This is a genomic window from Pseudomonas sp. FA-1 (assembly GCF_056856075.1).
Genome location: NZ_JBWXTH010000004.1, coordinates 106,019 through 131,103, shown reverse-complemented (window position 1 = coordinate 131,103; position 25,085 = coordinate 106,019). Strand labels below are relative to the sequence as shown.

Below are 25,085 nucleotides of genomic sequence, written 5' to 3'. Positions count from 1 at the left end.
TCAGTTCTCCAGTACGTCCAGCAGGCCGAGGGGCAGGGGCACATCCATCACGCGGTCGAACAGCCAGTACAGCAGCAGGCTCATGGCAGCGACCACGATTGCGCTGTGCAGCCAGCGCCCGCCGTACAGCCGGGCCATGGGCACGCCGACCAGGATGGCGCTGAGGATGAAGCCCAGGGGCTCGAAGGTGCTGGCGAAGACAAGTAGCAGGCCGATGCAGGCGACGATCTTGACCAGGCTCTCGCGGTCGAGCTCCGGCTCGTCATCCTTGCGCACGATCGGCGTAGGGCGAATGGCCAGGTAGAGCAAGGCCAGGCCCATCAGCCCGAGCATCAGCAGGGGGTAGGCACGGGGGCCTACCGGCTCATAGGAAAACGCGGCCTGGTAGGGCCAGGCCATTACGGCCAGGGCGGCGCACACCGCCAGCAGGGCCAGGGCGAAAACGCGTTGCAGGATCATGAAGGAATCCTCGTTGTCTGTCGGCAAGACGCGGCCCCTTGTGTAGGAACGGCCTTGTGCCGCGAAAGGGCCGCACAGCGGCCCCAGGTCCCGAGCGATGCCGTGTCAATCGCCGGGGCTGCCACGCAGCCCTTTCGCGGCACAAGGCCGCTCCTACAGGGGGAGCGGCGCAAGGCAGGTCATTGGATCAGGCCGAATTCCCGGGCCAGCGCCTTGTAGTCGGCGACCTGTTTCTTCACGTAGGTGTCCAGCTCCTGGCCGGTCATGGCGAACGGGAACAGCTCGCGCTGGTCGCGCAGCTTGGCGAAGTCCTCGGAGGCCAGCAGCTTGTCGAACGAGGCCTTCCACCAGGCGTAGTCCTCGTCGCTGACCTTCGGCCCCAGGTAGAAGCCGCGTACCACCGGCCAGACGATGTCATACCCCTGCTCCTTGGCGGTGGGGATGTCCTTCATTTCCGGCTCGTCCAGGCGGTTTTCGGCGAACACCGCGAGGATACGCATGTCACCGCTCTGGATATGGGGCATGGAGTCGGAGATATCGGTGGAGCCGACCTGGATATGCCCGCCCAGCAGCGCGGTGGCGATTTCGCCGCCGCCTTCCAGGGCCACGTAGCGCAGGTCACGTGGGTTGATGCCGGCCGCCTTGGCGATCAGTGCGGTCTGCATCCAGTCCTGGCTGCCGACGGTGCCGCCGGAGCCGATCACCACCTTGCCCGGGTCTTTCTTCAGGGCGGCGACCAGGTCGTCGAGGGTCTTGAAGGGGGAATCGCTCTTGACCGCGATGGCGCCGTAGCTGGTGCCGACGGCGGCGAGCCACTTGACGGCGTTCTCGTCGAAGCGGCCGAACTTGCCCTGGGCCAGGTTCAGCAGCGAACCGCTGGACCAGGCCACCAGCGTGCCGGCGTCGGCCGGGCGCTGGGCGACCACGGCGTTGTAGGCCACCGCGCCGACACCGCCGGGCATGTAGGTCACGCGCATGGGCTTGGACAGGATCTTCTCGTTGACCAGGGCGCTTTGCACCAGTTTGCAGGTCAGGTCGAAACCGCCGCCGGGCGAGGCCGGGGCGATGCATTCAGGGCGTTTCGGTTCGGCGGCCAAAGCGTTGCCGGCCAGCAGCAGGCAGCCGGTTGCGAGGACGAGGCGGCGCAGTGAAAAGGTCATCGTCTTTCTCCGTGAGCGTTGTTGTTATTGGGTTACCACAGAGCCACGCTGTAGCTCACCAGCAGTCGCACTTCGTCGGCATCGCGGGCGAAGTTGGAGCGGAAGGTGGCATTGCGCAGGCGTACGGCGACGTCCTTCAACGGGCCGCTTTGTACCACGTACTTGAACTCGGTGTTGCGTTCCCACTCCTTGCCTTCGCTGCCGTCGGCGCGGCTGACATTGTCGCCGCTGATGTAGCGGGTCATGAAGGTCAGGCCGGGGATGCCCAGGGCGGCGAAGTTGTAGTCGTAGCGGGCCTGCCAGGAGCGCTCGTCGGTACCGGCGAAGTCGTTGATCTGGACGAAGTTGACCAGGTACGGGTCGGCGCCGTCGACATAGGGGAAGGCGCTGTCGCCGGACAGGTGTTGGTAGGCAGCGCTGAACTTGTGCCCGCCCAGGGCATAGCTGAGCATGCCGTTGACCGTGGTGTTGTCGATGTCGCCGGCCTTGGCCTGGCCTGCATCGTCGCTGACCGCCAGGCGCAGGTCGGCACCGAAGGTGCCCGGGCCCCACGGCTGGGTGGCGACCATACCGAGGAAGTGCTGGCGATAGATGTCGTCGAGCTGGGCGAAGTGGTAGCTGCCGGTGATGCGGTCGGTGAACTGGTAGTCCAGGCCGCCGGTGTCGAAATGGTCGGCGCTGAAGGTACCGCCGAAGCGGCCGTTCTTGTTGTTGAGGGCCAGGTCTTCCCAGTTGGTGTCGTTACGGTCCTTGGCCTTTTCCAGGCGCGCGCCGGTGAAGGTCAGGCCTTTGATCTCCTTGGACGTGACCAGGCCGCCTTCGAATGTCTGCGGCAGGATGCGCCCATCGTTGGGCTGCAGGGTCGGCAGTTCGGGGATCAGGGTGCCGATCTTCAGTTCGGTCTTCGAGACCTTGACCTTGCCGGTCAGGCCGAGCTTGGCGTATTCGTCGGCGGCCTTGCCGTCGTCATGGGTGGGCAGCAGACCGCTGCCGGTGCGGTCGGGGCTGGAGTCGAGCTTGATGCCCAGCATCCCCAGTGCATCCAGGCCGAACCCGACGGTCCCTTCGGTGTAGCCGGACTCGAAGTTGAGCATGAACCCCTGGGCCCATTCGTCGCGCTTGGACTGCTGGCTGCTGGTGCCGTCGCGGAAGTCGCGATTGAAGTACATGTTGCGGGTTTCGAAGGTGGCCGTGCTGTCTTCGAAGAAGGCGGCCTGGCTCATCGGGGCGACACCGGCGAGGGCGACGGCGCTGGCGATGACGGAAGGGCGTACGTACGGGGAACGGGTAGGCGCGAGGGCCTGAGGCTGCGTGGACAGCATCGTCGATGACTCCGTTTATTGTTCTTATCGGTTGCACCTTGCTGGTGCTTTGTTCGGCGCGCGGGGCGACCGTGGTGCGATGCTAGGTAATGAACCTTTCGCTAACCTTTCAGTGTGAAAGGTTTGCCGCGAGGGCTTCACAGGCCCCTCGACGGCGGTACACTCCGCGGCAAAGCCCCACCCGAGCAGGGAGAATCCGATGCGTGTGTTGCTGGTCGAAGACCACCTGCAACTGGCCGAAAGCGTGGCCCAGGCCCTCAAGAGCCATGGCCTGACAGTGGACGTGCTGCACGATGGCGTGGCCGCCGACCTGGCCCTGGCCAGCGAGGACTATGCCGTGGCCGTGCTCGATGTCGGCCTGCCGCGCATGGACGGCTTCGAGGTGCTGGCACGCCTGCGCGGCCGCGGCAAGACCCTGCCGGTGCTGATGCTCACCGCGCGCAGCGACGTCAAGGACCGGGTGCACGGCCTGAACCTGGGGGCCGACGACTACCTGGCCAAGCCCTTCGAACTGACCGAGCTCGAGGCACGGGTAAAAGCCCTGTTGCGCCGCAGCGTGCTGGGCGGCGAACGCCAGCAGCGCTGCGGCCCGCTGGTCTACGACCTGGACACCCGCCGTTTCAGCCTGGGGAATGATGCCTTGACCCTGACCCAGCGCGAGCAGAGCGTGCTCGAGGCGCTGATCGCCCGCCCGGGCCGGGTGATGAGCAAGGAACAACTGGCCGCCCAAGTGTTCGGCCTGGACGAGGAGGCCAGCCCGGATGCCATCGAGATCTACATCCATCGCCTGCGCAAGAAGCTCGATGGTCACCCGGTCGCCATCGTCACCTTCCGCGGGCTTGGCTACCTGCTCGAGCACCGCGATGCGTGACAACGGCAGCCTGCGCGGGCGCCTGCTCGGCAACCTGGCGCTGCTGCTGGTGGTGTTGATGCTGGCCAGTGGCCTGAGCGCCTACTGGAATGGCCGCGAAGCCGCCGATACCGCCTACGACCGTACCTTGCTGGCCTCGGCGCGGACCATCGCCGCCGGCCTGTCCCAGCGCGATGGCACGCTCAGCGCCGATGTGCCTTACGTGGCCCTGGATACCTTCGCCTACGACAGTGCCGGGCGCATCTACTACCAGGTACTGGATATCCACGGCGAGCTCATCTCCGGATATGAAAATCTGCCGCCGCCACCGCCCGGTACCCCGCGCACCGACGACTACCCGGCCCTGGCGCGGTTCTACAACGCCACCTACCTGGGCCAGGATGTGCGGGTGGTCAGCCTGCTCAAGGCGGTCAGCGAGCCGAACATGAACGGCATGGCCGAGATCCGTGTGGCCGAGACCGAAGAGGCGCGGGTGCGCATGGCCCGGGGGTTGATGGCCGATACCCTGCTGCGCCTGGGCATGCTGGCCCTCGGCGCGTTGGTGATGGTGTGGTTCGCGGTCAGCGCCGCGTTGCGCCCGCTGGAACGCCTGCGCACAGCGGTGGAGGAGCGTCAACCCGACGACCTGCGGGCTCTGCCGGTGGTGCAGGTGCAGCGGGAACTGGGCCCGTTGGTGCGCGCCCTGAACCATTTCACCGAACGCCTCAGGTGCCAGTTCGAACGCCAGGCGCAGTTCATCGCCGAGGCGGCCCATGAGCTGCGCACGCCATTGGCGGCGCTCAAGGCACGGGTCGAGCTGGGGATGCGCTCCCAGGAGCCGGAGCAGTGGCGTCAGACCCTGGAGACTGCAGCCCAGGGGACCGACCGCCTGACCCACCTGGCTAACCAGTTGCTCTCCCTGGCACGGGTGGAAAACGGCGCTCGGGCCATTGCCGAAGGCGGCGCCCAGCGCCTGGACCTGAGTCAGCTGGCTCGTGAGCTGGGCATGGCCATGGCACCGCTGGCCCATGCTCGGGGTGTTGCCCTGGCCCTGGAGGCCGAAGCGCCGGTGTGGCTCAAGGGCGAACCGACCTTGCTCAACGAGTTGCTCAGTAACCTCGTGGACAACGCCCTGGCCCATACGCCGAAGGGCGGCAACGTGATCTTGCGGGTGCTGGCGCCGGCCGTACTCGAAGTGGAGGACGACGGGCCGGGCATTCCCCTGGAGGAGCGTGAACGGGTATTCGAGCGCTTCTACCGACGCAGTGCCCAGGGCACCGGTCTGGGGCTGGCGATCGTCGGCGAGATCTGCCGTGCGCACCTGGCACAGATCAGCCTGCATGACGGCGAGAACGGTGGGCTGCGGGTGCGGGTGAGTTTTATCGCCGATTGACGCGGCCTGTGCCGGTGCTTCCACCTCAACCTGTCCTGCGCTGGTTTTTCTGTAGGAGCGGGCTTGTCCCGCGATCAAGGGCGAAGCCCTTGCCAGGCGGCAGCGTTGGCAGGTCCGGCCTAATCGCGGGGCAAGCCCGCTCCTACAGAGGAGAGTGCCAGAGCCTGCTAGCGCAACATGTTCCGCGCATCGAGCAGGTCGGCGACATCCAGTTCCATGCCGTGGGGCAGGCCCAGGTGTTGGTAGGCAGGCAGGGCAGCCAATGGCCGGCTGCGATTACGATGGCTGAGCAGGCGCGCGATCTGCACGATATCGATGTAGTCGATCTTGTCGGTGCGCCGGTCCAGATCCTGCACCTGGCTGGGCAGCTTGACCAGTTGCTCGGGGAATTCCCAGGCGCCGAGGATCTTGTCGCCCAGCACCGGGTGAATCTGCTCGATCACATAGTGCAGGCACACCGGGTCCGAAAGCAGCTCGTTATGTTCCTCGGCGTAGATCAACACCGGCAGCGCACCGATCTGGTGGACCAACCCGCCCAAGGTCGCCTGGTCCGGCTTGAGCTGGGTGTAGCGACGGCACAGCTCATAGCTGATGCCGGCAACATCCAGGCTGTTGGCCCATATATCGCGCAATTTATGCTCTACCGACGGTGAGCGGGCGTGGAAGATCTGCTCGATCACCAGGCCGATCGCCAGGTTGCAGCTGTAGTTGATGCCCAGGCGGGTGATGGCGGTGTGCAAGTCGGTGACTTCCACCGAGGCTCGCAGCAACGGGCTGTTGACCACTTTGATCAGGCGCGCCGAAAGGGCGGCATCGCGGCCGATCACCCGGCTCAGGGCGGCGACGCTGATCTCGCTGTCCTCGGCGGCCTCGCGGATGCTCAAGGCAACTTCCGGAAGGGTCGGCAGGACCAGGTCGTCCTTTTCGATGGCTGCGAGCAATTGTGCTTGAACCATCTCGGCCAGCTTGTTCATGTAGCTTCTCTAACGCAGTGGTGCAGCCCCGCCCAAGTGACGGGGCAGGCTGGTCAGCGCAGGATTTCCCGGTCGCGGTCCAGTTCGTAGGGCAGGCTGAGCAGTTCCAGCCGTGGGCCTTCGAGGCTGCCCAGGTGCAGGTTGTCGTCTTCCACCGCCTCGGCGCTGAGCACCGCCAGCAGCTCACAGCCCTGGCCGGTACTGGCAGCGATCACCACTTCCCCCACCGAAGAGCCATGGGTGGGCGAGAAGATCTCGGCACCCGGTGCGGGCACGCTGTCCTGGGCCAGCGCCAGGCGGTACTGACGACGCTTGAGCTTGCCCAGGTACTGCATGCGCGCGACGATTTCCTGGCCGGTGTAGCAACCTTTCTTGAAGCTCACGCCGTCGACGGCCTGCAGGTTGATCATCTGCGGGATGAACAGCTCGCGGGTCGGGCCCATGACCTGGCCGATGCCTGCGCGGACCTGGCCGAGCAGCCAGTCGTTGAGGGGCGCTTCGGCCAGGTGCGTGGCGAGCACCTGGCGCACGGTGGAGGCTTGCGCGGCGGGGGCCCAGAGTTCCACGCGGCCGCTGCTGACGGCGATCGCGATCAGGCCGTCATGGCGTACTGTGGCCCCGGCCTCGGCAGGTATGGCCAGGCCCAATGCCTGGAGCGCGGCATCGCCCCGTTCCAGGCCGAAACGCGCCCAGGCAGCGCTTTCGTCGGCCAGGGTGGCCTTGGAGAACACGGCATACTTCTTGAGGTCGGCCAACTGCGTGTCGAGCAGTTCGCTGGCCATGGCCAGCAGATAGCCGTTTCCTTCCGGAAGGATGCGGAAGCTCGACTGCATGCGGCCCTTGACCATGCAGCGTGCACCGAGGCTGGCATGTTCCTGGCTTAGGTAGTTGATGTTGCAGGTCAGCTGGCCTTGCAGGAACTTGCCGGCGTCGGAGCCGCGGACGGCGAGGATGCCCTCGTGGGACAGGGGACAGAAGAAAGCGGAATCGGCCATGGGTCATCGCGGTTGCTTGAGACTGGCGGCCATCATAGAACGCTGGTAACAAAATAGGTAGGTGACTAGACCAACGCCTTGTGCCGCCGCGAGTGCCCCGCTGTATACTGGCCGCCCATTCGAGGAGGGCCCCATGGTCGAACAAACTGAACTCAACCGGCTTTTCTGGCACAGCCGCCGTGGCATGCTGGAACTGGACGTGCTGCTGGTGCCATTCACCCAGGAGGTCTACCCCACCCTGAGCGAAGCGGACCGCGAGCTGTACCGTCGCCTGCTGACCTGCGAAGACCAGGACATGTTCGGCTGGTTCATGGAGCGCACCGAGTCCGACGACCCCGAGCTGCAACGCATGGTTCGCATCATCCTGGACCGTGTCCAGCCCAAGTGAGCATTTCGAATGCCGTTGGCGAGGCTCACGCCTGCTGCTGATGGCCTACCTGGCCTGCCAGGTGCTGGCGTGCTCGGCCCTGACCTCGAGCGCGCTGCCCTGGTGGCTCGGCCTTTCCGTCGCCGTTGCCTGCCTTGCCCATGCCTGTTGGGTGATTCCCCGCCATATCCTGTTGACCCACCCCGAGGCCATTACCGGTTTGCGCCGTGACCCGGCGGGCTGGCGCTTGTTCAGCCGTGCCCATGGGTGGCAGCCGGTGCGGCTGAATCGTGATAGCGTGGCGTTGCCCGGTTTGGTGGTGTTGCGTTTCGCAAGGCCGGGGCGCTGGCTTGGCCAGAGCCAGTGCGTGCCCCGCGATGCCCTGGATGCCGACCAGCATCGGCGCTTGCGGGTGCGGCTGAAGTTCAGTCGCAGGCGGTGGGATGCGGTCTCGAACCAATAGTCCAAGAGCGTGTCGCCCGTTTCGCAGGTTTACCCGCGAAAAAGGCGACTTCGATATCAGGCCGGGCTGAGGATAGTGTCTCTGGCCTCAGGCAGCATCCCCGGGTAATCCAAGGTGTAATGCAGCCCTCGGCTTTCCTTGCGCTGCATTGCCGAACGGATCATCAGCTCCGCCACCTGGGCCAGGTTACGCAGCTCGATCAGGTCGCGGCTGACCTTGTAGTTGCTGTAGAACTCGTCGATCTCGTCCAGCAGCAGACGTACGCGGTGTTCGGCGCGTTGCAGGCGTTTGCTGGTACGCACGATACCCACGTAGTCCCACATGAAGCGCCGCAGTTCGTCCCAGTTGTGCGCGATGATCACGTCCTCGTCCGAGTCGGTGACCTGGCTGGCATCCCAGCAGGGCAGGGCGGTGGGCATGCCCACTTGGGCAAGGTGCGCCTCGATGTCGGCAGCGGCTGCACGGCCGTAGACGAAGCACTCCAGCAGCGAATTGCTGGCCATGCGGTTGGCACCGTGCAGGCCGGTGAAGCTGGTTTCGCCGATGGCATACAGGCCTGGCACGTCGGTGTGCCCGCGGTCGTCGACCATGACCCCGCCACAGGTGTAGTGAGCCGCCGGCACCACCGGGATCGGCTGGCGGGTGATGTCGATGCCGAACGCCAGGCAGCGCTCGTAGACGGTGGGGAAATGGCTCTTGATGAAGTCGGCCGGCTTGTGGCTGATGTCCAGGTACACGCAGTCCACGCCCAGGCGCTTCATCTCATGGTCGATGGCCCGGGCCACGATATCGCGCGGTGCCAGCTCTTCGCGCGGGTCGAAGCGTGGCATGAAGCGCTCGCCGTTGGGCAGACGCAGTAAGGCGCCTTCGCCGCGCAAGGCCTCGGTGATCAGGAAGCTCTTGGCCTGGGGGTGATACAGGCAGGTGGGGTGGAACTGGTTGAACTCCAGGTTGGCCACTCGGCACCCGGCGCGCCAGGCCATGGCGATGCCATCGCCGCAGGCACCGTCGGGGTTGCTGGTATAGAGATAGACCTTGGCCGCGCCGCCGGTGGCCAGCACGGTGAAACGTGCACCGAAGGTATCGACTTCGCCGGTGTTGCGGTCCAGCACGTAGGCGCCCAGGCAGCGGTCGCCCGGCAGGCCCAGGCGACGCTCGGTGATCAGGTCGACCGCCACCCGCTGCTCCAGCAGCTCGATGTTCGGCCGTTGCCGGGCCTGGGCCAGCAACGCGGTGAAGATGGCCGCGCCGGTGGCATCGGCAGCATGGATGATGCGCCGGTGGCTGTGCCCGCCCTCGCGGGTGAGGTGGAATTCGAAGCCGCCGTCATCGACGCTGTAATGCTCGTCACGGGTAAATGGCACGCCTTGCTCGATCAGCCATTCGATGGCTTCGCGGCTATGCTCGACGGTGAAACGCACGGCATCCTCATGACACAGGCCGCCGCCGGCATTGAGCGTGTCCTCGACATGGGACTGTACGGTATCGGTGTCATCCAGCACTGCGGCGACGCCGCCCTGGGCCCAAAAAGTCGAACCGTTGGCCAGGTCGCCCTTGCTCAGCACGGCGATGCGCAGGTGGCTGGGGAGGTTCAGTGCCAGGCTCAGGCCAGCGGCACCGCTGCCGATCACCAGGACATCATGTTGGAATTGTTGGCTCATGTCTTGACACTAGTAATCTTGAGAGGGGGAGCGGCACAATAGTCAGGCACAGATGGCATTGTGAAACTATCGTTGATCCTGTCCGGCTGCCTTTATAGCAGCCACAGGTGCCTGATTTCCAATGGCATCTGCGCCGTCGAGGCGATCTTTGTGGGAACTTTCCGATACCGGTGGAAATCCTAAGAAGGCTGCCCGTACGCCACTGAATGCCGCGGCGACGCATGGCGGCAGCTCTATCCGGGCTGACACGTGCGTATTCGAGACCTGATTATCGACGCAGCCGGCCATGTCCGCGCTGCGTCTTTCGTGCGAGCCGACCAAGGGCCGCAGGAAACTTGCTTGGAGGGGAGAACTTTTGCGCAAACGCCGAGTCTATGGTTGCAAGCCTGAACGATGGCTGTTGCAACGCTCCTTCGAGACCACTGAGGAGTGTTCATGCTAACCCAGGAAGAGGATCAGCAGCTGGTCGAGCGCGTGCAGCGCGGCGACAGGCGAGCGTTCGATCTGTTGGTGCTGAAGTATCAGCACAAGATTCTCGGGTTGATCGTGCGGTTCGTACACGACACCCACGAGGCCCAGGATGTCGCGCAGGAGGCTTTTATCAAGGCCTACCGGGCGCTGGGAAATTTTCGCGGTGACAGTGCGTTCTATACCTGGCTGTACCGCATCGCCATCAATACGGCGAAGAACTATCTGGTATCCCGTGGAAGACGGCCGCCAGACAGCGATGTGAGCTCCGAGGATGCGGAGTTTTACGACGGCGATCATGGTCTCAAGGATCTCGAGTCCCCAGAGCGCGCGTTGTTGCGGGATGAAATCGAAGGCACTGTCCATCGCACCATCCAGCAGCTGCCCGAGGACCTGCGCACGGCATTGACCCTACGTGAGTTCGACGGACTGAGTTACGAAGACATTGCCAGTGTCATGCAATGTCCGGTGGGTACCGTGCGCTCTCGAATCTTCCGCGCTCGGGAGGCCATAGACAAAGCCCTGCAACCGTTGTTGCAGGAAACCTGAGACAGCGGCGACAGCCAAGAGAGGAACCGCCATGAGTCGTGAAGCTTTGCAGGAATCGCTGTCCGCGGTGATGGATAACGAAGCGGACGAACTGGAACTGCGTCGGGTGTTGAACGCCGTCGACGATCCTGAAACCCGTGCCACCTGGTCGCGCTACCAGGTTGCCCGTGCAGCCATGCACAACGAGCTGGTGCTGCCGAAGCTCGATATCGCCTCGGCGGTGTCCGCCGCGCTGGCCGACGAAGCCGTGCCTGCCAAGGTCAAGCAAGGCCCATGGCGCAGCATCGGCCGCCTGGCTGTCGCAGCCTCGGTGACCGTTGCCGTGCTGGCTGGTGTGCGCCTGTACAACCAGGACGAGATCACCGGTGCCGAGCTCGCTTCCCAGCAGCCAGCCCAACAAGGCCTGAGCGTGCCACAAAGCAAAGGCCCAGCTGTTTTGGCAGGCTATAGTGAAAGCAGTGAGCAACCGACCGGGCCGATGGCCAACGGCGTGCTGCAGAACCAGGCCGGCTGGGATCAGCGTCTGCCAGGCTACCTGCGCCAGCATGCCCAGGAATCCGCGCTCAAGGGCACCGAAACCGCTCTGCCCTACGCACGCGCCGCCAGCCTGGAAAACCGTTAAGTAAGGAGGATCATGCGCGCGCTACTTCTCCTGTCGCTGCTGCTCGGCAGCTGCATGACGGTGCCGGCATTGGCGGCCAACTCCTCGCCCGAGGCGAGCGAATGGTTGAACAAGCTGGCACGGGCCGAGCAAGAGCAGAGTTACCAGGGTTCCTTCGTCTACGAGCGTAATGGCAGCTTCTCCTCCCACGATATCTGGCACCGCGTCCAGGACGGCAAGGTCAGCGAGCGTCTGTTGCAGCTCGATGGCGCGGCCCAGGAAATCGTGCGCATCGACGGCAAGGTGCAATGCGTCAGTGGGGCCCTGGCCAGCGGTGTCGGCACGCCGCCGGACTCCGCACCGCGTGTACTCGATCCCCTGAAATTGATGAGCTGGTACGACTTGAGCGTGGCAGGCAAGTCGCGGGTCGCCGGTCGCGACGCCGTGATCGTCACGCTCAGCCCACGGGACCAGCACCGCTACGCCTTCGAATTGCACCTGGACCGCCGTACCGGCCTGCCGCTGCGCTCGTTGATGCTCAACGACAAGAGCCAGTTGCTCGAACGTTTCCAGATGACCCGTCTGGACACCGATGACCTGCCCACCGACGATGACCTCAAGGCCAGCGCCGCGTGCAAGCCGGTCGAGCGTGTCGCCTCGGCCAGCACTGAAACCGTCGCCGGCTGGCGTTCGGACTGGCTGCCGCCGGGCTTCGAGCTGATCAACAGTTCGGTGCGCCGCGATCCCAAGCGAGACAGCCTGGTCAGCAGCCTGATGTACGATGATGGCCTGGCACGCTTCTCGGTGTTCCTGGAGCCTGTCAGCGATGATGTCGGCCCTGACACGCGCGCGCAGCTGGGGCCAACGGTGGCGGTTTCGCGCCATCTCAATACGCCCAAGGGCAAGGTCATGGTTACGGTGGTCGGGGAGATTCCCCTGGGGACCGCCGAGCGTGTCGCCTTGTCCATGCGCCCCCAGGATGCCCAGGCGCGCCAATGATGGCGCGCTTTCCTACAACACGTAGGTCATGCGGCTGACATGAAATTAAAGCATTGTCATTTGCAATCCTTCCGTAAATTTTTTATAGGTCAGGCTTCTCGGGGTCTGGCCTTTCTTGCTTGTGCAAGGGCCTCACTTTGTTAACTACGCTCGTTGTGACGGGAGCCGTATGTCGATACCACGCTTGAAATCCTATCTCTCGATGTTCGCCGCCGTGCTGATGCTCGGCCAGGTGCTCACCGCCCAGGCCGAGGAGGCCTTGCCGGACTTCACCACCCTGGTCGAACAAGCTTCGCCGGCGGTGGTGAACATCAGTACCAAGCAGAAGCTGCCGGACCGCCGTGTCGCTGCCGGGCAGATGCCGGACCTCGAAGGCCTGCCGCCGATGTTCCGCGAATTCTTCGAGCGCAACATGCCGCAGATGCCGCGTTCGCCTCGCGGCGATCGCCAGCGTGAAGCGCAGTCGCTCGGCTCGGGCTTCATCATCTCCAGCGACGGCTATGTGCTGACCAACAACCATGTGGTGGCCGACGCCGACGAAATCATCGTTCGCCTGTCGGACCGCAGCGAACTGCAGGCCAAGCTGGTCGGCACCGACCCGCGCACCGACGTGGCCCTGCTCAAGGTCGAGGGCAAGAATCTGCCGACCGTCAAGCTGGGTGACTCCGAGAAGCTCAAGGTCGGTGAGTGGGTGCTGGCCATCGGCTCGCCGTTCGGCTTCGACCACTCGGTGACCAAGGGTATCGTCAGCGCCAAGGGCCGGACCCTGCCCAACGACACCTACGTGCCGTTCATCCAGACCGACGTGGCGATCAACCCGGGCAACTCCGGTGGCCCGCTGTTCAACATGAAGGGCGAAGTGGTGGGGATCAACTCGCAGATCTTCACCCGCTCCGGCGGCTTCATGGGCCTGTCGTTCGCCATCCCGATCGACGTGGCGCTGGACGTCTCCAACCAATTGAAGAAAGACGGCAAGGTCAGCCGTGGCTGGCTGGGTGTGGTGATCCAGGAGGTCAACAAGGACCTGGCCGAATCCTTCGGCCTGGACAAACCTGCCGGCGCCCTGGTGGCCCAGGTGCTCGAAGACGGCCCGGCGGCCAAGGGCGGCCTGCAGGTGGGTGACGTGATCCTGAGCATGAATGGCCAACCGATCATCATGTCGGCCGACCTGCCGCACCTGGTAGGCAGCCTCAAGGATGGCGACAAGGCGCGCCTGGAGATCATCCGCAACGGCAAGCGCCAGAACCTGGACATCACCATCGGCGCACTGCCGGAGGATGACGCCGACATCGGTACCGGTGGCCAGAGCGGCGCCGAGCGCAGCAGCAACCGCCTGGGTGTCTCCGTGACCGACCTGACCGCTGAGCAGAAGAAATCGCTTGAGCTCAAGGGCGGCGTGGTGATCAAGGAGATCCAGGATGGTCCGGCAGCGCTGATCGGCCTGCGCCCAGGTGACGTCATCAGCCACCTGAACAACCAGGCGATCACCTCGGCCAAGCAGTTCACCGAAATCGCCAAGGACCTGCCGAAGAACCGCTCGGTATCCATGCGCGTGCTGCGCCAAGGCCGCGCCAGCTTCATCACCTTCAAGCTGGCGGAATAGAGCTGAAGGTGGCGTAGGAAAGGGCAGCTTCGGCTGCCCTTTTTCATGAAGAATTTCATGAAATATGCCGCCGGTCACAGCACATCCCGCGATTGGTCGACCCTGTTATCGCGCCCGTATGGCAAGGGCTGCGCCCCTGATCGCGGAGCAAGCCCGCTTCCACAGGGTAGGGTAGGTCGACGCTGCGCCTGCTCCGGTAGGGTAAGCGCCCACTGCCATGGCGCTTGATCAGGAATCTCCCATATCCCCGCGGCTTGAGGTACAATTCCCGGCTATTTTTCGGCGGGCGTCCGGCTCGCAGCCTTTTCGAGTGTTGACCCGTGAGTGATTTGAGTCATATCCGCAATTTCTCCATCATCGCCCACATCGACCATGGCAAGTCGACGCTGGCCGACCGTTTCATCCAGATGTGCGGTGGCCTGACTGCGCGCGAAATGGAAGCCCAGGTCCTCGATTCCATGGACCTCGAGCGCGAGCGCGGTATCACCATCAAGGCCCACAGCGTCACGCTGCACTACAAGGCCCAGGACGGCAAGATCTACCAGCTGAACTTCATCGATACCCCCGGCCATGTCGACTTCACCTATGAGGTCAGCCGTTCCCTGGCGGCCTGCGAGGGCGCACTGCTGGTGGTGGACGCCGGCCAGGGTGTCGAAGCCCAGTCCGTGGCCAACTGCTACACCGCCATCGAGCAGGGCCTGGAGGTCATGCCGGTGCTGAACAAGATGGACCTGCCCCAGGCCGACCCGGACCGCGTCAAGGACGAGATCGAGAAGATCATCGGCATCGACGCCACCGACGCCGTGGCCTGCAGTGCCAAGAGCGGCATGGGCGTGGACGAGGTGCTCGAGCGCCTGGTGCAGACCATCCCTGCCCCCGAGGGCGAGATCGATGCCCCCCTGCAGGCGCTGATCATCGATTCCTGGTTCGACAACTATCTGGGTGTCGTCTCCCTGGTGCGTGTACGCCACGGCCGGGTCAAGAAAGGCGACAAGATCCTGGTCAAGTCCACCGGCAAGGTGCACCTGGTCGACAGCGTCGGTGTCTTCACCCCCAAGCACACCCAGACCGCTGACCTCAAGGCCGGTGAAGTGGGCTTCATCATCGCCAGCATCAAGGACATCCATGGTGCCCCGGTCGGTGACACCCTGACCCTGTCCTCGACCCCCGAGGTCGAAGTGCTGCCCGGCTTCAAGAAGATCCAGCCGCAGGTATACGCCGGCCTGTTCCCGGTCAGCTCCGACGATTTCGAGGACTTCCGCGACGCATTGTCGAAGCTCACCCTGAACGACTCCTCGCTGCAATACCTGCCGGAAAGCTCCGACGCCCTGGGCTTCGGCTTCCGTTGCGGCTTCCTCGGCATGCTGCACATGGAGATCATCCAGGAGCGCCTGGAGCGCGAATACGACCTGGATCTGATCACCACCGCGCCGAGCGTGATCTACGAGCTGGTGCTCAAGACCGGCGAGACCATCTACGTCGACAACCCGTCCAAGCTGCCGGACGTCTCTGCCGTGCAGGAGTTCCGCGAGCCGATCGTCACCGCCACCATCCTCGTGCCCCAGGAGCACCTGGGCAACGTCATCACCCTGTGCATCGAGAAGCGTGGCGTGCAGCGCGACATGCAGTTCCTCGGCAGCCAGGTGCAGGTGCGCTACGACCTGCCAATGAACGAAGTGGTGCTGGACTTCTTCGACAAGCTGAAGTCGACCAGCCGTGGCTACGCGTCGCTGGACTATCATTTCGATCGCTACCAGTCGGCCAACCTGGTCAAGCTGGACGTGTTGATCAACGGCGACAAGGTCGATGCCCTGGCGCTGATCGTTCACCGCGACAACGCCCACTACAAGGGCCGTGCGCTGACTGAAAAGATGAAGGAACTGATCCCTCGGCAGATGTTCGACGTGGCGATCCAGGCAGCCATCGGCGGCCAGATCGTGGCGCGTACCACCGTCAAGGCACTCAGAAAGAACGTACTGGCTAAATGCTATGGCGGTGACGTCAGCCGTAAGAAGAAGCTGCTGGAGAAGCAGAAGGCCGGTAAGAAACGCATGAAACAGGTCGGCAATGTGGAAATCCCACAGGAAGCCTTCCTCGCCGTGCTCAGGTTGGATAGCTAGGTCCTATGTCGCTAAATTTCCCGCTGTTGCTCGTCATCGCCGTTGCCGTCTGCGGCCTGTTGGGTCTGATCGACCTGCTGTTCCTGGCCCCGCGCCGGCGAGCGGCGGTCGCCAACTACCAGGGCAGCGTCAGCCAGCCCGAGATGGCCGTGCTCGAGCGCCTGAACAAGGAGCCGTTGCTGGTCGAGTACGGCAAGTCGTTCTTCCCGGTGCTGTTCATCGTGCTGGTGCTGCGCTCGTTCCTGGTCGAGCCGTTCCAGATCCCTTCGGGGTCGATGAAACCCACCCTGGAAGTGGGCGATTTCATCCTGGTGAACAAGTTCTCCTATGGCATTCGCCTGCCGGTGATCGACAAGAAGGTCATCGAGATCGGTGACCCGCAGCGGGGCGACGTGATGGTGTTCCGCTACCCCAGCGACCCGAACGTCAACTACATCAAGCGCGTGGTCGGCCTGCCGGGCGACCAGGTTCGCTACACCAGCGACAAGCGCCTGTATGTCAATGGCCAGCCGGTAGCCGAGCAACTGGTCGGCGCCGAGCCGGGTACCCTGGGCAGCGCCCAGCTGTACAAGGAGAAGCTGGGCGAGGCCGAGCACCTGATCCGCAAGGAGATGAGCCGTTACCGCATGCCGCCGGACCAGCAATGGACCGTGCCCGCCGGCCATTACTTCATGATGGGCGACAACCGCGACAACTCCAACGACAGCCGTTACTGGGACGATCCGAACATTCCGAAGGAACTGCACGGCATGGTTCCGGATCGGAACATCGTCGGCAAGGCCTTCGCGGTCTGGATGAGCTGGCCGGAGCCTAAGCTCAGCCACTTCCCCAACCTGTCGCGGGTCGGCCTGATCCATTGATACCCAACGGCGCTGTCTGGCAGACAGCGCCGAATGCATTTCTGACATAGGCTGTGTTCTCAGGGATCGAGAGATTCTGCCGCCCACAAGGTGGCGGACCACAGCCAAACAGTCTTTCAGGATGTTGATTTGAACAACGCGTTGAACAACCCACGGGTGGCCCCATGAGTGCTTCCCTTGCTCGCCTGGAGCGCAAGCTCGGCTATACCTTCAAGAACCAGGACCAGATGCTGCTGGCCTTGACCCATCGCAGCTATGCCGGGCGCAATAACGAACGCCTGGAGTTTCTGGGCGATGCCATCCTCAACTTCGTGGTCGGCGAAGCGCTGTTCGAGCGTTTCCCCCAGGCCCGGGAAGGCCAGCTGTCGCGATTGCGCGCACGCCTGGTCAAGGGCGAGACCCTGGCCCGCCTGGCCCGTGGCTTCGACCTGGGCGAGTACCTGCGCCTGGGCTCGGGTGAGCTCAAGAGCGGCGGCTTTCGCCGTGAGTCGATCCTGGCCGATGCCCTGGAGGCATTGATCGGTGCGATCTACCTGGACGCCGATATGGCGGCAGCGCGTGAGCGCATCCTGGCCTGGCTGGCCGGTGAGTTCGACGGCCTGACCCTGGTCGATACCAACAAAGACCCCAAGACCCGCCTGCAGGAGTTCCTGCAGTCGCGTGCCTGCGAACTGCCACGCTACGAAGTGGTGGACATCCAGGGCGAACCGCACTGCCGCACCTTCTTCGTCGAATGCGAGGTGGTGCTGCTGAACAACAAGAGCCGTGGCCAGGGCGTGAGCCGGCGTATCGCCGAGCAGGTCGCCGCCGCCGCCGCATTGATCGCCCTGGGCGTGGAGAATGGCAATGACTGATAGCAACCCGACCCGCTGCGGCTACGTGGCCATCGTCGGCCGCCCCAACGTGGGCAAATCGACCCTGCTCAACCATATCCTCGGCCAGAAGCTGGCAATCACCTCGCGCAAGCCGCAGACCACCCGCCACAACATGCTCGGCATCAAGACCGAGGGTGACGTGCAGGCGATCTACGTCGACACCCCCGGCATGCACAAGGCCAACGACAAGGCCCTGAACCGCTACATGAACCGCAACGCCTCGGCGGCCCTGAAGGACGTCGACGTGGTCATCTTCGTGGTCGACCGTACCCGCTGGACCGATGAGGACCAGCTGGTGCTCGAGCGGGTCCAGTACGTCACCGGTCCGGTGATCCTGGCAGTCAACAAAACCGACCGCATGGAAGAAAAGGCCGAACTGATCCCGCACCTGCAATGGCTGCAGCAGCAACTGCCGAACGCCGAGATCGTGCCGATCTCCGCCCAGCAGGGGCACAACCTCGAGGCCCTCGAGGCGCTGATCGCCAAGCACCTGCCGGAGAACGAGCACTTCTTCCCGGAAGACCAGATCACCGACCGCAGCAGCCGCTTCCTCGCCGCTGAGTTGGTCCGCGAGAAGATCATGCGCCAACTCGGGGCGGAGCTGCCGTACCAGATCACCGTGGAAATCGAAGAGTTCAAGCAGCAGGGCCATGTGCTGCACATCCACGCGCTGATTCTGGTCGAGCGTGACGGGCAGAAGAAAATCATCATTGGCGACAAGGGCGAGCGCATCAAGCGCATCGGTTCCGAGGCGCGCAAGGACATGGAGCTGCTGTTCGACGCCAAGGTCATGCTCAACCTCTGGGTCAAGGTCAAGGGCGGCTGGTCCGACGACGAGCGCGCCTTGCGCTCGCTGGGCTACGGCGACCTGTAACGCCACAGGCCGGCCACGCCCCTTGTAGGAGCGGCCTTGTGCCGCGAAAGGGCCGCAGAACGGCCCTTGAACATGGGGCCGCTTCGCAGCCCTTTCGCGGCACAAGGCCGCTCCTACAGGGGCATGTGCCGAACCGGGGCGAGTGATTTCCATGGAACAACCAGTCGGCCAGCCGGCCTACGTGCTGCATAGCCGTGCCTACAAGGAAACCAGTGCGCTGGTGGACTTCTTCACGCCGCAGGGGCGCGTGCGGGCGGTGCTGCGCCGTGCCCGGGGCAAGGGTGGCAGCCTGGTACGCCCGTTCGTGGAGCTGGAGGTGGAGCTGCGCGGACGCGGCGAGCTGAAGAACGTCGGCCGCCTCGACAGTATCGGCATTGCCGGCTGGTTGCATGGCGATGCCCTGTTCAGCGGGCTCTATCTCAATGAGTTGCTGATGCGCCTGCTGCCGGCCGAGGCCCCGCACCCTGGCTTGTTCGAACACTACACCCTGACGCTCCAGGCCCTGGCCGCTGGCCGCGCGCTGGAACCACTGCTGCGTGCCTTCGAGTGGCGCCTGCTGGACGAACTGGGGTATGCCTTCGCCCTGGACCACGACATCAACGACGACCGGATCGAAAGCACTGGGCTGTACCGCTTGCAGGTGGATGCGGGCCTGGAGCGGGTGTACCTGGCGCAGCCTGGGTTGTTCACCGGAGCCGAGTTGCTGGCACTGGGCCAGGCCGACTGGGCGGCGCCTGGCGCCTTGCTGGCGGCCAAGCGCCTCATGCGCCAGGCCCTGGCGGTGCATCTGGGCCCCAAGCCCCTGGTGAGTCGGGAACTGTTTCGCAAGCGCTGAGCACATCGTATGCTGTGGGGCTCACACTTCAGGAGAGCCCTTTCGTGACTCATAGCAACCGCATGCTTCTCGGCGTCAACATCGACCACGTGGCGACCCTGCGCCAAGCCCGGGGCACCCGTTACCCGGACCCGGTCAAGGCCGCGCTGGATGCCGAGGAGGCGGGGGCCGATGGCATCACCGTGCATCTGCGTGAAGACCGCCGGCACATCCAGGAGCGCGATGTGCTGTTGCTCAAGGACGTGCTGCAGACGCGCATGAACTTCGAAATGGGCGTCACCGAAGAGATGATGGCCTTCGCCGAGAAAATCCGCCCGGCGCACATTTGCCTGGTGCCGGAAACCCGCCAGGAGCTCACCACCGAAGGCGGCCTGGATGTCGCCGGCCAGGAGGCGCGGATCAAGGCTGCCGTAGAGCGTCTGGCGCGTACGGGGGCCGAGGTTTCCCTGTTCATCGACCCGGACGAGCGCCAGATCGAGGCCTCGCGTCGCGTCGGCGCACCTGCGGTCGAACTGCACACCGGCCGTTACGCTGATGCCCAGACGCCGACCGAAGTGGCCGACGAGCTGCAGCGTATCGTCGATGGCGTGGCCTTTGGCGTGGGACAGGGGCTGATCGTCAATGCCGGCCACGGCCTTCACTACCACAACGTCGAGGCGGTGGCGGCGATCAAGGGCATCAACGAACTGAACATCGGCCATGCGCTGGTGGCCCATGCCCTGTTCGTCGGCTTCAAGGCGGCGGTGGCGGAGATGAAGGCGTTGATCGTAGCGGCTTCCCGCTGATTTTTCGCACGGCCTGATCGCGGGCTTGCCCAGCGATCAGGCCAGACGGCAAACATCATTCTGCCCGAAACACCAAGGCGAACCGCGTCGGCCCCTGGCTCTGGCTGCTGACCTCGACCCGCCCTCCATGCAACTGCATGATCGACTTCACGATCGCCAGCCCCAGGCCTGTTCCGCCCTCCTGCCGGGAGCGCCCACTCCCTGCCCGATAGAAACGTTCGAACAGGTGCGGCAGGTGTGCCTGGGCAATGCCCGGCCCCTGGTTTTCCACCGCCAGCCTGATTTCGTCGCCTCGACGCTCGATCGCTACCTCCACCACTTGGTTCTCCGGGCTGTGTCGGATGGCATTGCTCAGCAGGTTGGACAGTGCCCGCTGGAACATCAGCCGGTCCCCAAGTGCCGTGCCCCAGCCTCGCAAGCGCAGTTCGACCCCCTTGAGCTCGGCACTGTAGGCGAACAGTTCGACGACTCGCCCGGCTTCCTCGGCCAGTGCCAGCGGCACCTGGGAGAGCTGAGCCTGCGGCTGGCTGGCCTGGGCGAGGAAGAGCATGTCGTTGATGATGCGGTTGAGCCGGGTCAGTTCTTCGACGCTTTCCTCCAGGGCCTCCCGGTAACGAGGGGCGTCGCGCTCGCGGGCCAGGGTGACCTGGGCCTTGCCCATCAGGTTGCTGATAGGTGTGCGCAATTCGTGGGCCAGGTCATCGGAAAACTGGGACAGCTGGCTGACGCCCTGGTCCAGGCGGTCGAGCATGACATTGATGGCCCTGGCCAGCTCGGCCAGTTCATGGGGCAGGTCGCTGTCGGGCAGACGATGCTCCAGCTCCTGGGCCGACACCCGGCCGGCGACGCGGCGGAAGTGGCGCAACGGGCGCAGGCCGCGTTGAACCAGCTTCCAGGCACTGAAGCCGATCAGCAGCAGCAGCAGCGGCAAGGCGAGCAGGGTCGAGTGCAGGTAGGCCTGGAGCAGGGCGCTGTCGTCGGCGCGGTTGAGCGACATCATCACCCGCACGGGCGTGTCGTCGCGCAGGCGCATCAGTCGGGTGGCCGTGAGGAACTGGTTGCCGGCGCTGTCGGCCCAGGCATGGAAGGTCAGTCGTGATTCGACTGGCAGCTGGCTCGCCTGGGCCGCCAAGGCTGGGCCCAGGCTCAACAGCAAAGGGTGGCGACCGTTCAGGGCCAGCACGCTCAGGCTCAGGTTGTCATGGCCCATGACCAGGTCGAGCAAGGGATGGGCACGCCGGCCCAGGTCTTCGTTGCGCAGGTCCACGCGCAGGTTGTGCTCGACCTGCAGCATCTTGCGCGTCAGGTCCTTGCGTGCTCGGCTGTCCAGTTCATGGTCCAGGGCGAATACGGCCAGGCAAGCCAGTAGCAACACCAGCGCGGCGCCCATGAGGGTCACCGACAGGCCCAGGCGCAGGGACAGGCTTGCCTGCTTCACGGACGAGCCTCGAGCACATAGCCGACACCGCGCAGGGTGTGGATCAGCTTGTCTTCGAACGGGTCGTCGATCTTCGCCCGCAGGCGCCGGATCGACACTTCCACGACATTGGTGTCGCAGTCGAAGTTCATGTCCCAGACCAGCGAGATGATCTGTGTGCGCGACAGGACTTCGCCGCTCTGGCGCATCAACAGGTGCAACAGGGCGAACTCCTTGGCGGTGAGGTCGATACGCCGGCCGGCACGGAAGGCGCGGTGGCGGCCGGGGTCCAGCTCCAGGTCGGCAACGCGCAGTGTGCTCGGTTGCAGGTGTTGGTCGTTGCGCCGCAACAGGGTGCGGATACGTGCCAGCAGTTCGGGAAACTCGAACGGCTTGAGCAAGTAGTCGTCGGCGCCCAGGTCCAGCCCCCGGACCCGATCGGCCAGGCGACCGTGAGCCGTGAGCATCATGATGCGCGTGGACGACTCGGCCCGCAGGCGTTGCAGCACGCTCCAGCCGTCGAGTTCCGGCAGGTTGACGTCGAGGATCACCAGGTCGTAGGGCTGCTGCCGGGCCAGGTGCAGGCCATCGATCCCGGTGTGGGCACAGTCGACCACGTAGCCGTTCTCGCGCAGGCCTTGTTGCAGGTAATCGGCGGTACGCAACTCGTCTTCGATGATCAGTAGGCGCATGGGCAGGGCTCGTGTGGTGAAAGGCGGCGATTCTCGACCCTGTAGCAGGATCAGGGTCAAGGGCAGGGATGTTACGGCATGCGAATGGCGAGGGGCCGCGGATAACGGATTTGTAATGCAGCGGTCATCCTGGCGATAGGCCGGTGCCTTTCGAGGGCCGTGCGAGGGGGCAAGCCTTGCAGCACTGTAATGTCCGCCTCACCTTGGCGTTAGCTGTGCCTCGCTAGGATGGCTCCATGAATGGCTATCACACGAGGCAAACACGATGAACCTGACCAAGTATCTGTTGCTCGCCGTACTCACCCTGGGCAGCACTGTGGCGCTGGCCGAAGGCGGTGCTGAGCGTTCCCGCCAGTTCTGGGAAGCGTTCCGGCAAGACCAGCAGCGTGTCCATGGCGACAAGGAGCGAGCGGTGGTCGCGCGGGAGCGCAAGGCGCAGGAGAAGACCCGCGAGCTGGCCAAGGATTGACGGTGTCGTCGCCTTCGCAGGTGCTCCGCTGTCGAAGGTGTGTTTGGCGTTCCGAGAGCCGCTGCTATGAACGCGCAATGGCTGACGGGACGCCCTTTTTATTTGCGTGCCAGCAAGGTAGCGCGGCGCGGCGCCGGTAGGCCTTCGACCGTGCGGCTATGGTCGTTCGGGTCGAGGAAGTGCTCCAGCGACTGGTAGCGCATCCAGTCGGTACTGCGCTGCTCCTGCACGCTGGTGACGCTGACATCCACGCAGCGCACATCGCTGAACCCGGCCCGGCGCAGCCAGCGCTCCAGCGCCGGCACCGACGGCAGGAACCAGACATTGCGCATCTGCGCGTAACGGTCCTCGGGCACCAGCACCTGGTGTTCGTCACCCTCGATCACCAAGGTCTCCAGTACCAGCTCGCCGCCCTTGACCAGGCAGTCCTTGAGCGCCAGCAGGTGCTCGATGGGCGAGCGTCGGTGATAGAACACCCCCATGGAAAAGACGGTGTCGAAGCCTTCCAGGTTCGCCGGCAGCTCTTCCAGGGCGAACGGCAAGTGCCAGGCGGGCAGGTCGGGCAGGTATTTCTGCACCGCCTGGAACTGGCAGAAGAACAGCCAGTTCGGGTCGACGCCGATCACCATGTCGGCACCGGCACCGAGCATGCGCCACTGGTAGTAGCCGTTGCCGCAGCCGACATCGAGCACGCGCTTGCCCTTGAGGTCCAGGTGCGGGCTGACCCGCGACCACTTCCAGTCCGAGCGCCATTCGGTGTCCACGTGCACGCCGAACAGGTCGAACGGCCCCTTGCGCCACGGCGACAGGCCCATCAGAGCGTCATGCATGCGGGTACGGGTGGCCTGGTCGCAGGCGCAGTCCAGGCGCAGGCCGTTGGCCAGGTCGATCTCGCTCGGCGTCAACTGCGGCAGGGCCTCCAGGGCGCCGCGCCAGCGGTCGAGGTCACCGTGGCCTTTTTCCAGCTTGGCCTGCAGTTGTGCCTGCAGGCCTTGGGACCAAGCGGCAAGCGGGGTTCCCGCCAGGCGGCGGACGAGGGGAGAGAGATCGATCATGGCAGGGCAATCAGTGAAGCGAAGTTGAGGCATTGGAACCAGGGGACGACCTTGGAGAACCCCGCGTCGCGCAGGCGCTGCGTGTGGGTTTGCAGGGTGTCGGGTTTCATCACGTTCTCGATGGCGCTGCGCTTCTGGGCGATTTCCAGTTCGCTGTAGCCATTGGCCCGCTTGAAGTCCAGGTGCAGTTCGTTGAGCAGCGTCTGCTCCTGGTCGTCCTCGAAGCGCAGCTTCTCGGAAAGGATCAGCGCGCCGCCGGGCAGCAGGGCCTGGCGGATACGGCCGAGCAGTTGCAGGCGTCGCTCGGGCGCGATGAATTGCAGGGTGAAGTTCATCGCCACCACCGAGGCCGGTTCCAGGGGCAGGGTGAGGATATCCGCCTCGAGCACCTGCACCGGCAGCAGTTCCTGGAACATCGAGTCCTGTGCAGTCAGGTACTGGCGGCAGCGTTCGACCATGGCCGCGGAGTTGTCCACCGCGATGACCCGGCAGCCATCGTTGCGCACATGGCGGCGCAGCGATTGGGTCACTGCCCCCAGCGAAGCGCCCAGGTCGTACAGAGCGGTGTTCGGCTGGGCGAAGCGGGCGGCGAGCACGCCGAGGTTTTCGACGATGGTCGGGTAACCGGGCACCGAGCGCTTGATCATGTCCGGGAACACGCGCACCACATCCTCGTTGAAGACGAAGTCTGGCACCTGCTCCAGGGGCTGGGCGAAAAGGCGGTCGGGTTCTTTGCTCACGGTGGGTCCGGCTGGCTGGCGATATGAAGGGCGGGCATTTTAGCCAAACCGTGACGCGGATGCATGACCGACTGATCGGAAACAGCCGTTATTGCACCTGGATCGCGCAGTCGAAGGTTTGCACCGGCCGTACTTCCGGCGCCCAGGGCTGCTGGTAGACCAGGATCAGGTGCCCCTCGCCGCTGGCCTTGGCCTGGAAGCGCCAGGTGGATGTCCCGGCACTGCCGACGATACCGGCCTCCTCAGGGGTGTTGTAGACCTCCGGCCCCATGCCTTGCAGGACCTCCGGTGCAGGGTTCTGCACCAGCCAGCGGTACCCGGTGCTGGGGTTGCTGGGTAGGGTCAGGGTCAGGTTCTGGCCGACCTGAAGGTGTTGGGGACATTCGCTCTCGGCGTCCAGTTCGACGGTGTGCGTAGGGTGCTGGGCGCAGGCGGTGAGCAGGGCGAGGCCCAGGGGGGCGAGCAGACGAAAGGTGGTCATGGTGGCTCCGTAGGCTGG

General features: G+C 64.5%; 26 protein-coding genes. 15 read left to right on the top strand and 11 right to left on the bottom strand.

Features of this window, described 5'->3' with window-relative positions; genetic code table 11:
* The 3 genes from AC1MHZ_RS09345 to AC1MHZ_RS09335 form a co-directional block, all read right to left on the bottom strand.
* A complete protein-coding gene (locus AC1MHZ_RS09345) occupies window positions 1-459 on the bottom strand; it encodes a tripartite tricarboxylate transporter TctB family protein (RefSeq protein ID WP_084855918.1) in 459 nt (152 codons plus the stop codon).
* A gap of 179 nt (window positions 460-638) precedes the next feature.
* Window positions 639-1,619, bottom strand: coding sequence for a Bug family tripartite tricarboxylate transporter substrate binding protein (locus AC1MHZ_RS09340; protein ID WP_368829528.1), 981 nt, complete (start codon window positions 1,617-1,619; stop codon window positions 639-641).
* A 32-nt stretch (window positions 1,620-1,651) separates the two neighbouring features.
* Window positions 1,652-2,941 carry an OprD family porin gene (locus AC1MHZ_RS09335; protein ID WP_368829527.1) on the bottom strand — a complete coding sequence of 430 codons (1,290 nt, stop codon included), beginning with the start codon at window positions 2,939-2,941 and terminating at the stop codon, window positions 1,652-1,654.
* A gap of 199 nt (window positions 2,942-3,140) precedes the next feature.
* Between AC1MHZ_RS09335 and AC1MHZ_RS09330 the strand changes: the two genes are divergently transcribed.
* Complete coding sequence (locus AC1MHZ_RS09330; RefSeq protein WP_368829526.1) at window positions 3,141-3,812, top strand: response regulator; 672 nt, start codon at window positions 3,141-3,143, stop codon at window positions 3,810-3,812.
* Complete coding sequence (locus tag AC1MHZ_RS09325) at window positions 3,805-5,184, top strand: sensor histidine kinase (RefSeq protein WP_482966289.1); 1,380 nt, start codon at window positions 3,805-3,807, stop codon at window positions 5,182-5,184. The genes AC1MHZ_RS09330 and AC1MHZ_RS09325 overlap by 8 nt, the downstream gene beginning before the upstream one ends.
* 167 nt (window positions 5,185-5,351) lie before the next feature.
* Here AC1MHZ_RS09325 and AC1MHZ_RS09320 read toward each other — a convergent pair whose 3' ends face one another.
* Window positions 5,352-6,158: an HDOD domain-containing protein gene (locus tag AC1MHZ_RS09320; protein ID WP_084855928.1), complete on the bottom strand. Its 807-nt coding sequence runs from the start codon at window positions 6,156-6,158 to the stop codon at window positions 5,352-5,354.
* Window positions 6,159-6,211: 53 nt separating this feature from the next.
* Window positions 6,212-7,153, bottom strand: coding sequence for a CAF17-like 4Fe-4S cluster assembly/insertion protein YgfZ (ygfZ, locus tag AC1MHZ_RS09315; protein WP_084855930.1), 942 nt, complete (start codon window positions 7,151-7,153; stop codon window positions 6,212-6,214).
* 133 nt (window positions 7,154-7,286) lie between these two features.
* Between ygfZ and AC1MHZ_RS09310 the strand changes: the two genes are divergently transcribed.
* Both AC1MHZ_RS09310 and AC1MHZ_RS09305 read left to right on the top strand, forming a co-directional pair.
* A complete protein-coding gene (locus AC1MHZ_RS09310; protein WP_043206462.1) occupies window positions 7,287-7,541 on the top strand; it encodes an FAD assembly factor SdhE in 255 nt (84 codons plus the stop codon).
* Window positions 7,525-7,983: a protein YgfX gene (locus AC1MHZ_RS09305; protein WP_482966288.1), complete on the top strand. Its 459-nt coding sequence runs from the start codon at window positions 7,525-7,527 to the stop codon at window positions 7,981-7,983. The genes AC1MHZ_RS09310 and AC1MHZ_RS09305 overlap by 17 nt, the downstream gene beginning before the upstream one ends.
* 56 nt (window positions 7,984-8,039) lie before the next feature.
* Here the strand turns inward: AC1MHZ_RS09305 and nadB are convergent, their stop codons facing one another.
* Window positions 8,040-9,644 (bottom strand): L-aspartate oxidase, encoded by a 1,605-nt coding sequence (gene nadB, locus AC1MHZ_RS09300; protein WP_084855934.1) that lies wholly within the window; start codon window positions 9,642-9,644, stop codon window positions 8,040-8,042.
* Between the two features lie 435 nt (window positions 9,645-10,079).
* Between nadB and rpoE the strand changes: the two genes are divergently transcribed.
* The 10 genes from rpoE to pdxJ all read left to right on the top strand — a co-directional run bounded on the left by rpoE (window position 10,080) and on the right by pdxJ (window position 20,213).
* Window positions 10,080-10,661, top strand: coding sequence for an RNA polymerase sigma factor RpoE/AlgU (gene rpoE / locus AC1MHZ_RS09295; RefSeq protein ID WP_010220971.1), 582 nt, complete (start codon window positions 10,080-10,082; stop codon window positions 10,659-10,661).
* A gap of 31 nt (window positions 10,662-10,692) precedes the next feature.
* Complete coding sequence (locus tag AC1MHZ_RS09290; RefSeq protein ID WP_084855936.1) at window positions 10,693-11,283, top strand: sigma-E factor negative regulatory protein; 591 nt, start codon at window positions 10,693-10,695, stop codon at window positions 11,281-11,283.
* A gap of 12 nt (window positions 11,284-11,295) precedes the next feature.
* Entirely contained in the window at window positions 11,296-12,261 is a 966-nt protein-coding gene (locus AC1MHZ_RS09285) for a MucB/RseB C-terminal domain-containing protein (RefSeq protein WP_482966287.1), read from the top strand.
* Window positions 12,262-12,463: 202 nt separating this feature from the next.
* The gene (locus tag AC1MHZ_RS09280; RefSeq protein ID WP_411969629.1) at window positions 12,464-13,864 is read left to right on the top strand and encodes a DegQ family serine endoprotease; all 1,401 of its coding nucleotides are present in this window, start codon (window positions 12,464-12,466) and stop codon (window positions 13,862-13,864) included.
* Window positions 13,865-14,184: 320 nt separating this feature from the next.
* The gene (gene lepA, locus AC1MHZ_RS09275; protein ID WP_084855941.1) at window positions 14,185-15,984 is read left to right on the top strand and encodes a translation elongation factor 4; all 1,800 of its coding nucleotides are present in this window, start codon (window positions 14,185-14,187) and stop codon (window positions 15,982-15,984) included.
* A 5-nt stretch (window positions 15,985-15,989) separates the two neighbouring features.
* Window positions 15,990-16,844, top strand: a complete 855-nt coding sequence (lepB, locus tag AC1MHZ_RS09270; protein ID WP_084855944.1) for a signal peptidase I — start codon at window positions 15,990-15,992, stop codon at window positions 16,842-16,844.
* Window positions 16,845-17,008: 164 nt separating this feature from the next.
* A complete protein-coding gene (gene rnc, locus AC1MHZ_RS09265; RefSeq protein WP_084855946.1) occupies window positions 17,009-17,698 on the top strand; it encodes a ribonuclease III in 690 nt (229 codons plus the stop codon).
* Window positions 17,691-18,593, top strand: a complete 903-nt coding sequence (gene era, locus AC1MHZ_RS09260) for a GTPase Era (RefSeq protein WP_084855948.1) — start codon at window positions 17,691-17,693, stop codon at window positions 18,591-18,593. The genes rnc and era overlap by 8 nt, the downstream gene beginning before the upstream one ends.
* A gap of 151 nt (window positions 18,594-18,744) precedes the next feature.
* On the top strand, window positions 18,745-19,428 hold the full coding sequence (gene recO / locus AC1MHZ_RS09255; RefSeq protein ID WP_482966286.1) for a DNA repair protein RecO: 684 nt from the start codon (window positions 18,745-18,747) through the stop codon (window positions 19,426-19,428).
* A gap of 62 nt (window positions 19,429-19,490) precedes the next feature.
* Window positions 19,491-20,213 carry a pyridoxine 5'-phosphate synthase gene (gene pdxJ / locus AC1MHZ_RS09250; RefSeq protein ID WP_411969630.1) on the top strand — a complete coding sequence of 241 codons (723 nt, stop codon included), beginning with the start codon at window positions 19,491-19,493 and terminating at the stop codon, window positions 20,211-20,213.
* 55 nt (window positions 20,214-20,268) lie between these two features.
* On the opposite strand, the gene AC1MHZ_RS09245 is transcribed toward pdxJ, so the two are convergent.
* Both AC1MHZ_RS09245 and AC1MHZ_RS09240 read right to left on the bottom strand, forming a co-directional pair.
* Window positions 20,269-21,651, bottom strand: a complete 1,383-nt coding sequence (locus AC1MHZ_RS09245) for a heavy metal sensor histidine kinase (protein WP_368829662.1) — start codon at window positions 21,649-21,651, stop codon at window positions 20,269-20,271.
* Window positions 21,648-22,322, bottom strand: coding sequence for a heavy metal response regulator transcription factor (locus AC1MHZ_RS09240; protein WP_084855955.1), 675 nt, complete (start codon window positions 22,320-22,322; stop codon window positions 21,648-21,650). The genes AC1MHZ_RS09245 and AC1MHZ_RS09240 overlap by 4 nt, the downstream gene beginning before the upstream one ends.
* A gap of 265 nt (window positions 22,323-22,587) precedes the next feature.
* On the opposite strand from AC1MHZ_RS09240, the gene AC1MHZ_RS09235 reads away from it, so the two are divergent.
* Entirely contained in the window at window positions 22,588-22,791 is a 204-nt protein-coding gene (locus AC1MHZ_RS09235) for a DUF2790 domain-containing protein (protein ID WP_084855957.1), read from the top strand.
* Between the two features lie 98 nt (window positions 22,792-22,889).
* On the opposite strand, the gene cmoB is transcribed toward AC1MHZ_RS09235, so the two are convergent.
* The 3 genes from cmoB to AC1MHZ_RS09220 all read right to left on the bottom strand — a co-directional run bounded on the left by cmoB (window position 22,890) and on the right by AC1MHZ_RS09220 (window position 25,067).
* Window positions 22,890-23,846, bottom strand: a complete 957-nt coding sequence (gene cmoB, locus AC1MHZ_RS09230; RefSeq protein ID WP_368829663.1) for a tRNA 5-methoxyuridine(34)/uridine 5-oxyacetic acid(34) synthase CmoB — start codon at window positions 23,844-23,846, stop codon at window positions 22,890-22,892.
* A complete protein-coding gene (gene cmoA, locus AC1MHZ_RS09225; protein ID WP_084855960.1) occupies window positions 23,843-24,586 on the bottom strand; it encodes a carboxy-S-adenosyl-L-methionine synthase CmoA in 744 nt (247 codons plus the stop codon). The genes cmoB and cmoA overlap by 4 nt, the downstream gene beginning before the upstream one ends.
* 88 nt (window positions 24,587-24,674) lie before the next feature.
* Complete coding sequence (locus AC1MHZ_RS09220) at window positions 24,675-25,067, bottom strand: protease inhibitor I42 family protein (RefSeq protein WP_084855962.1); 393 nt, start codon at window positions 25,065-25,067, stop codon at window positions 24,675-24,677.
* Window positions 25,068-25,085: the final 18 nt, after the last annotated feature.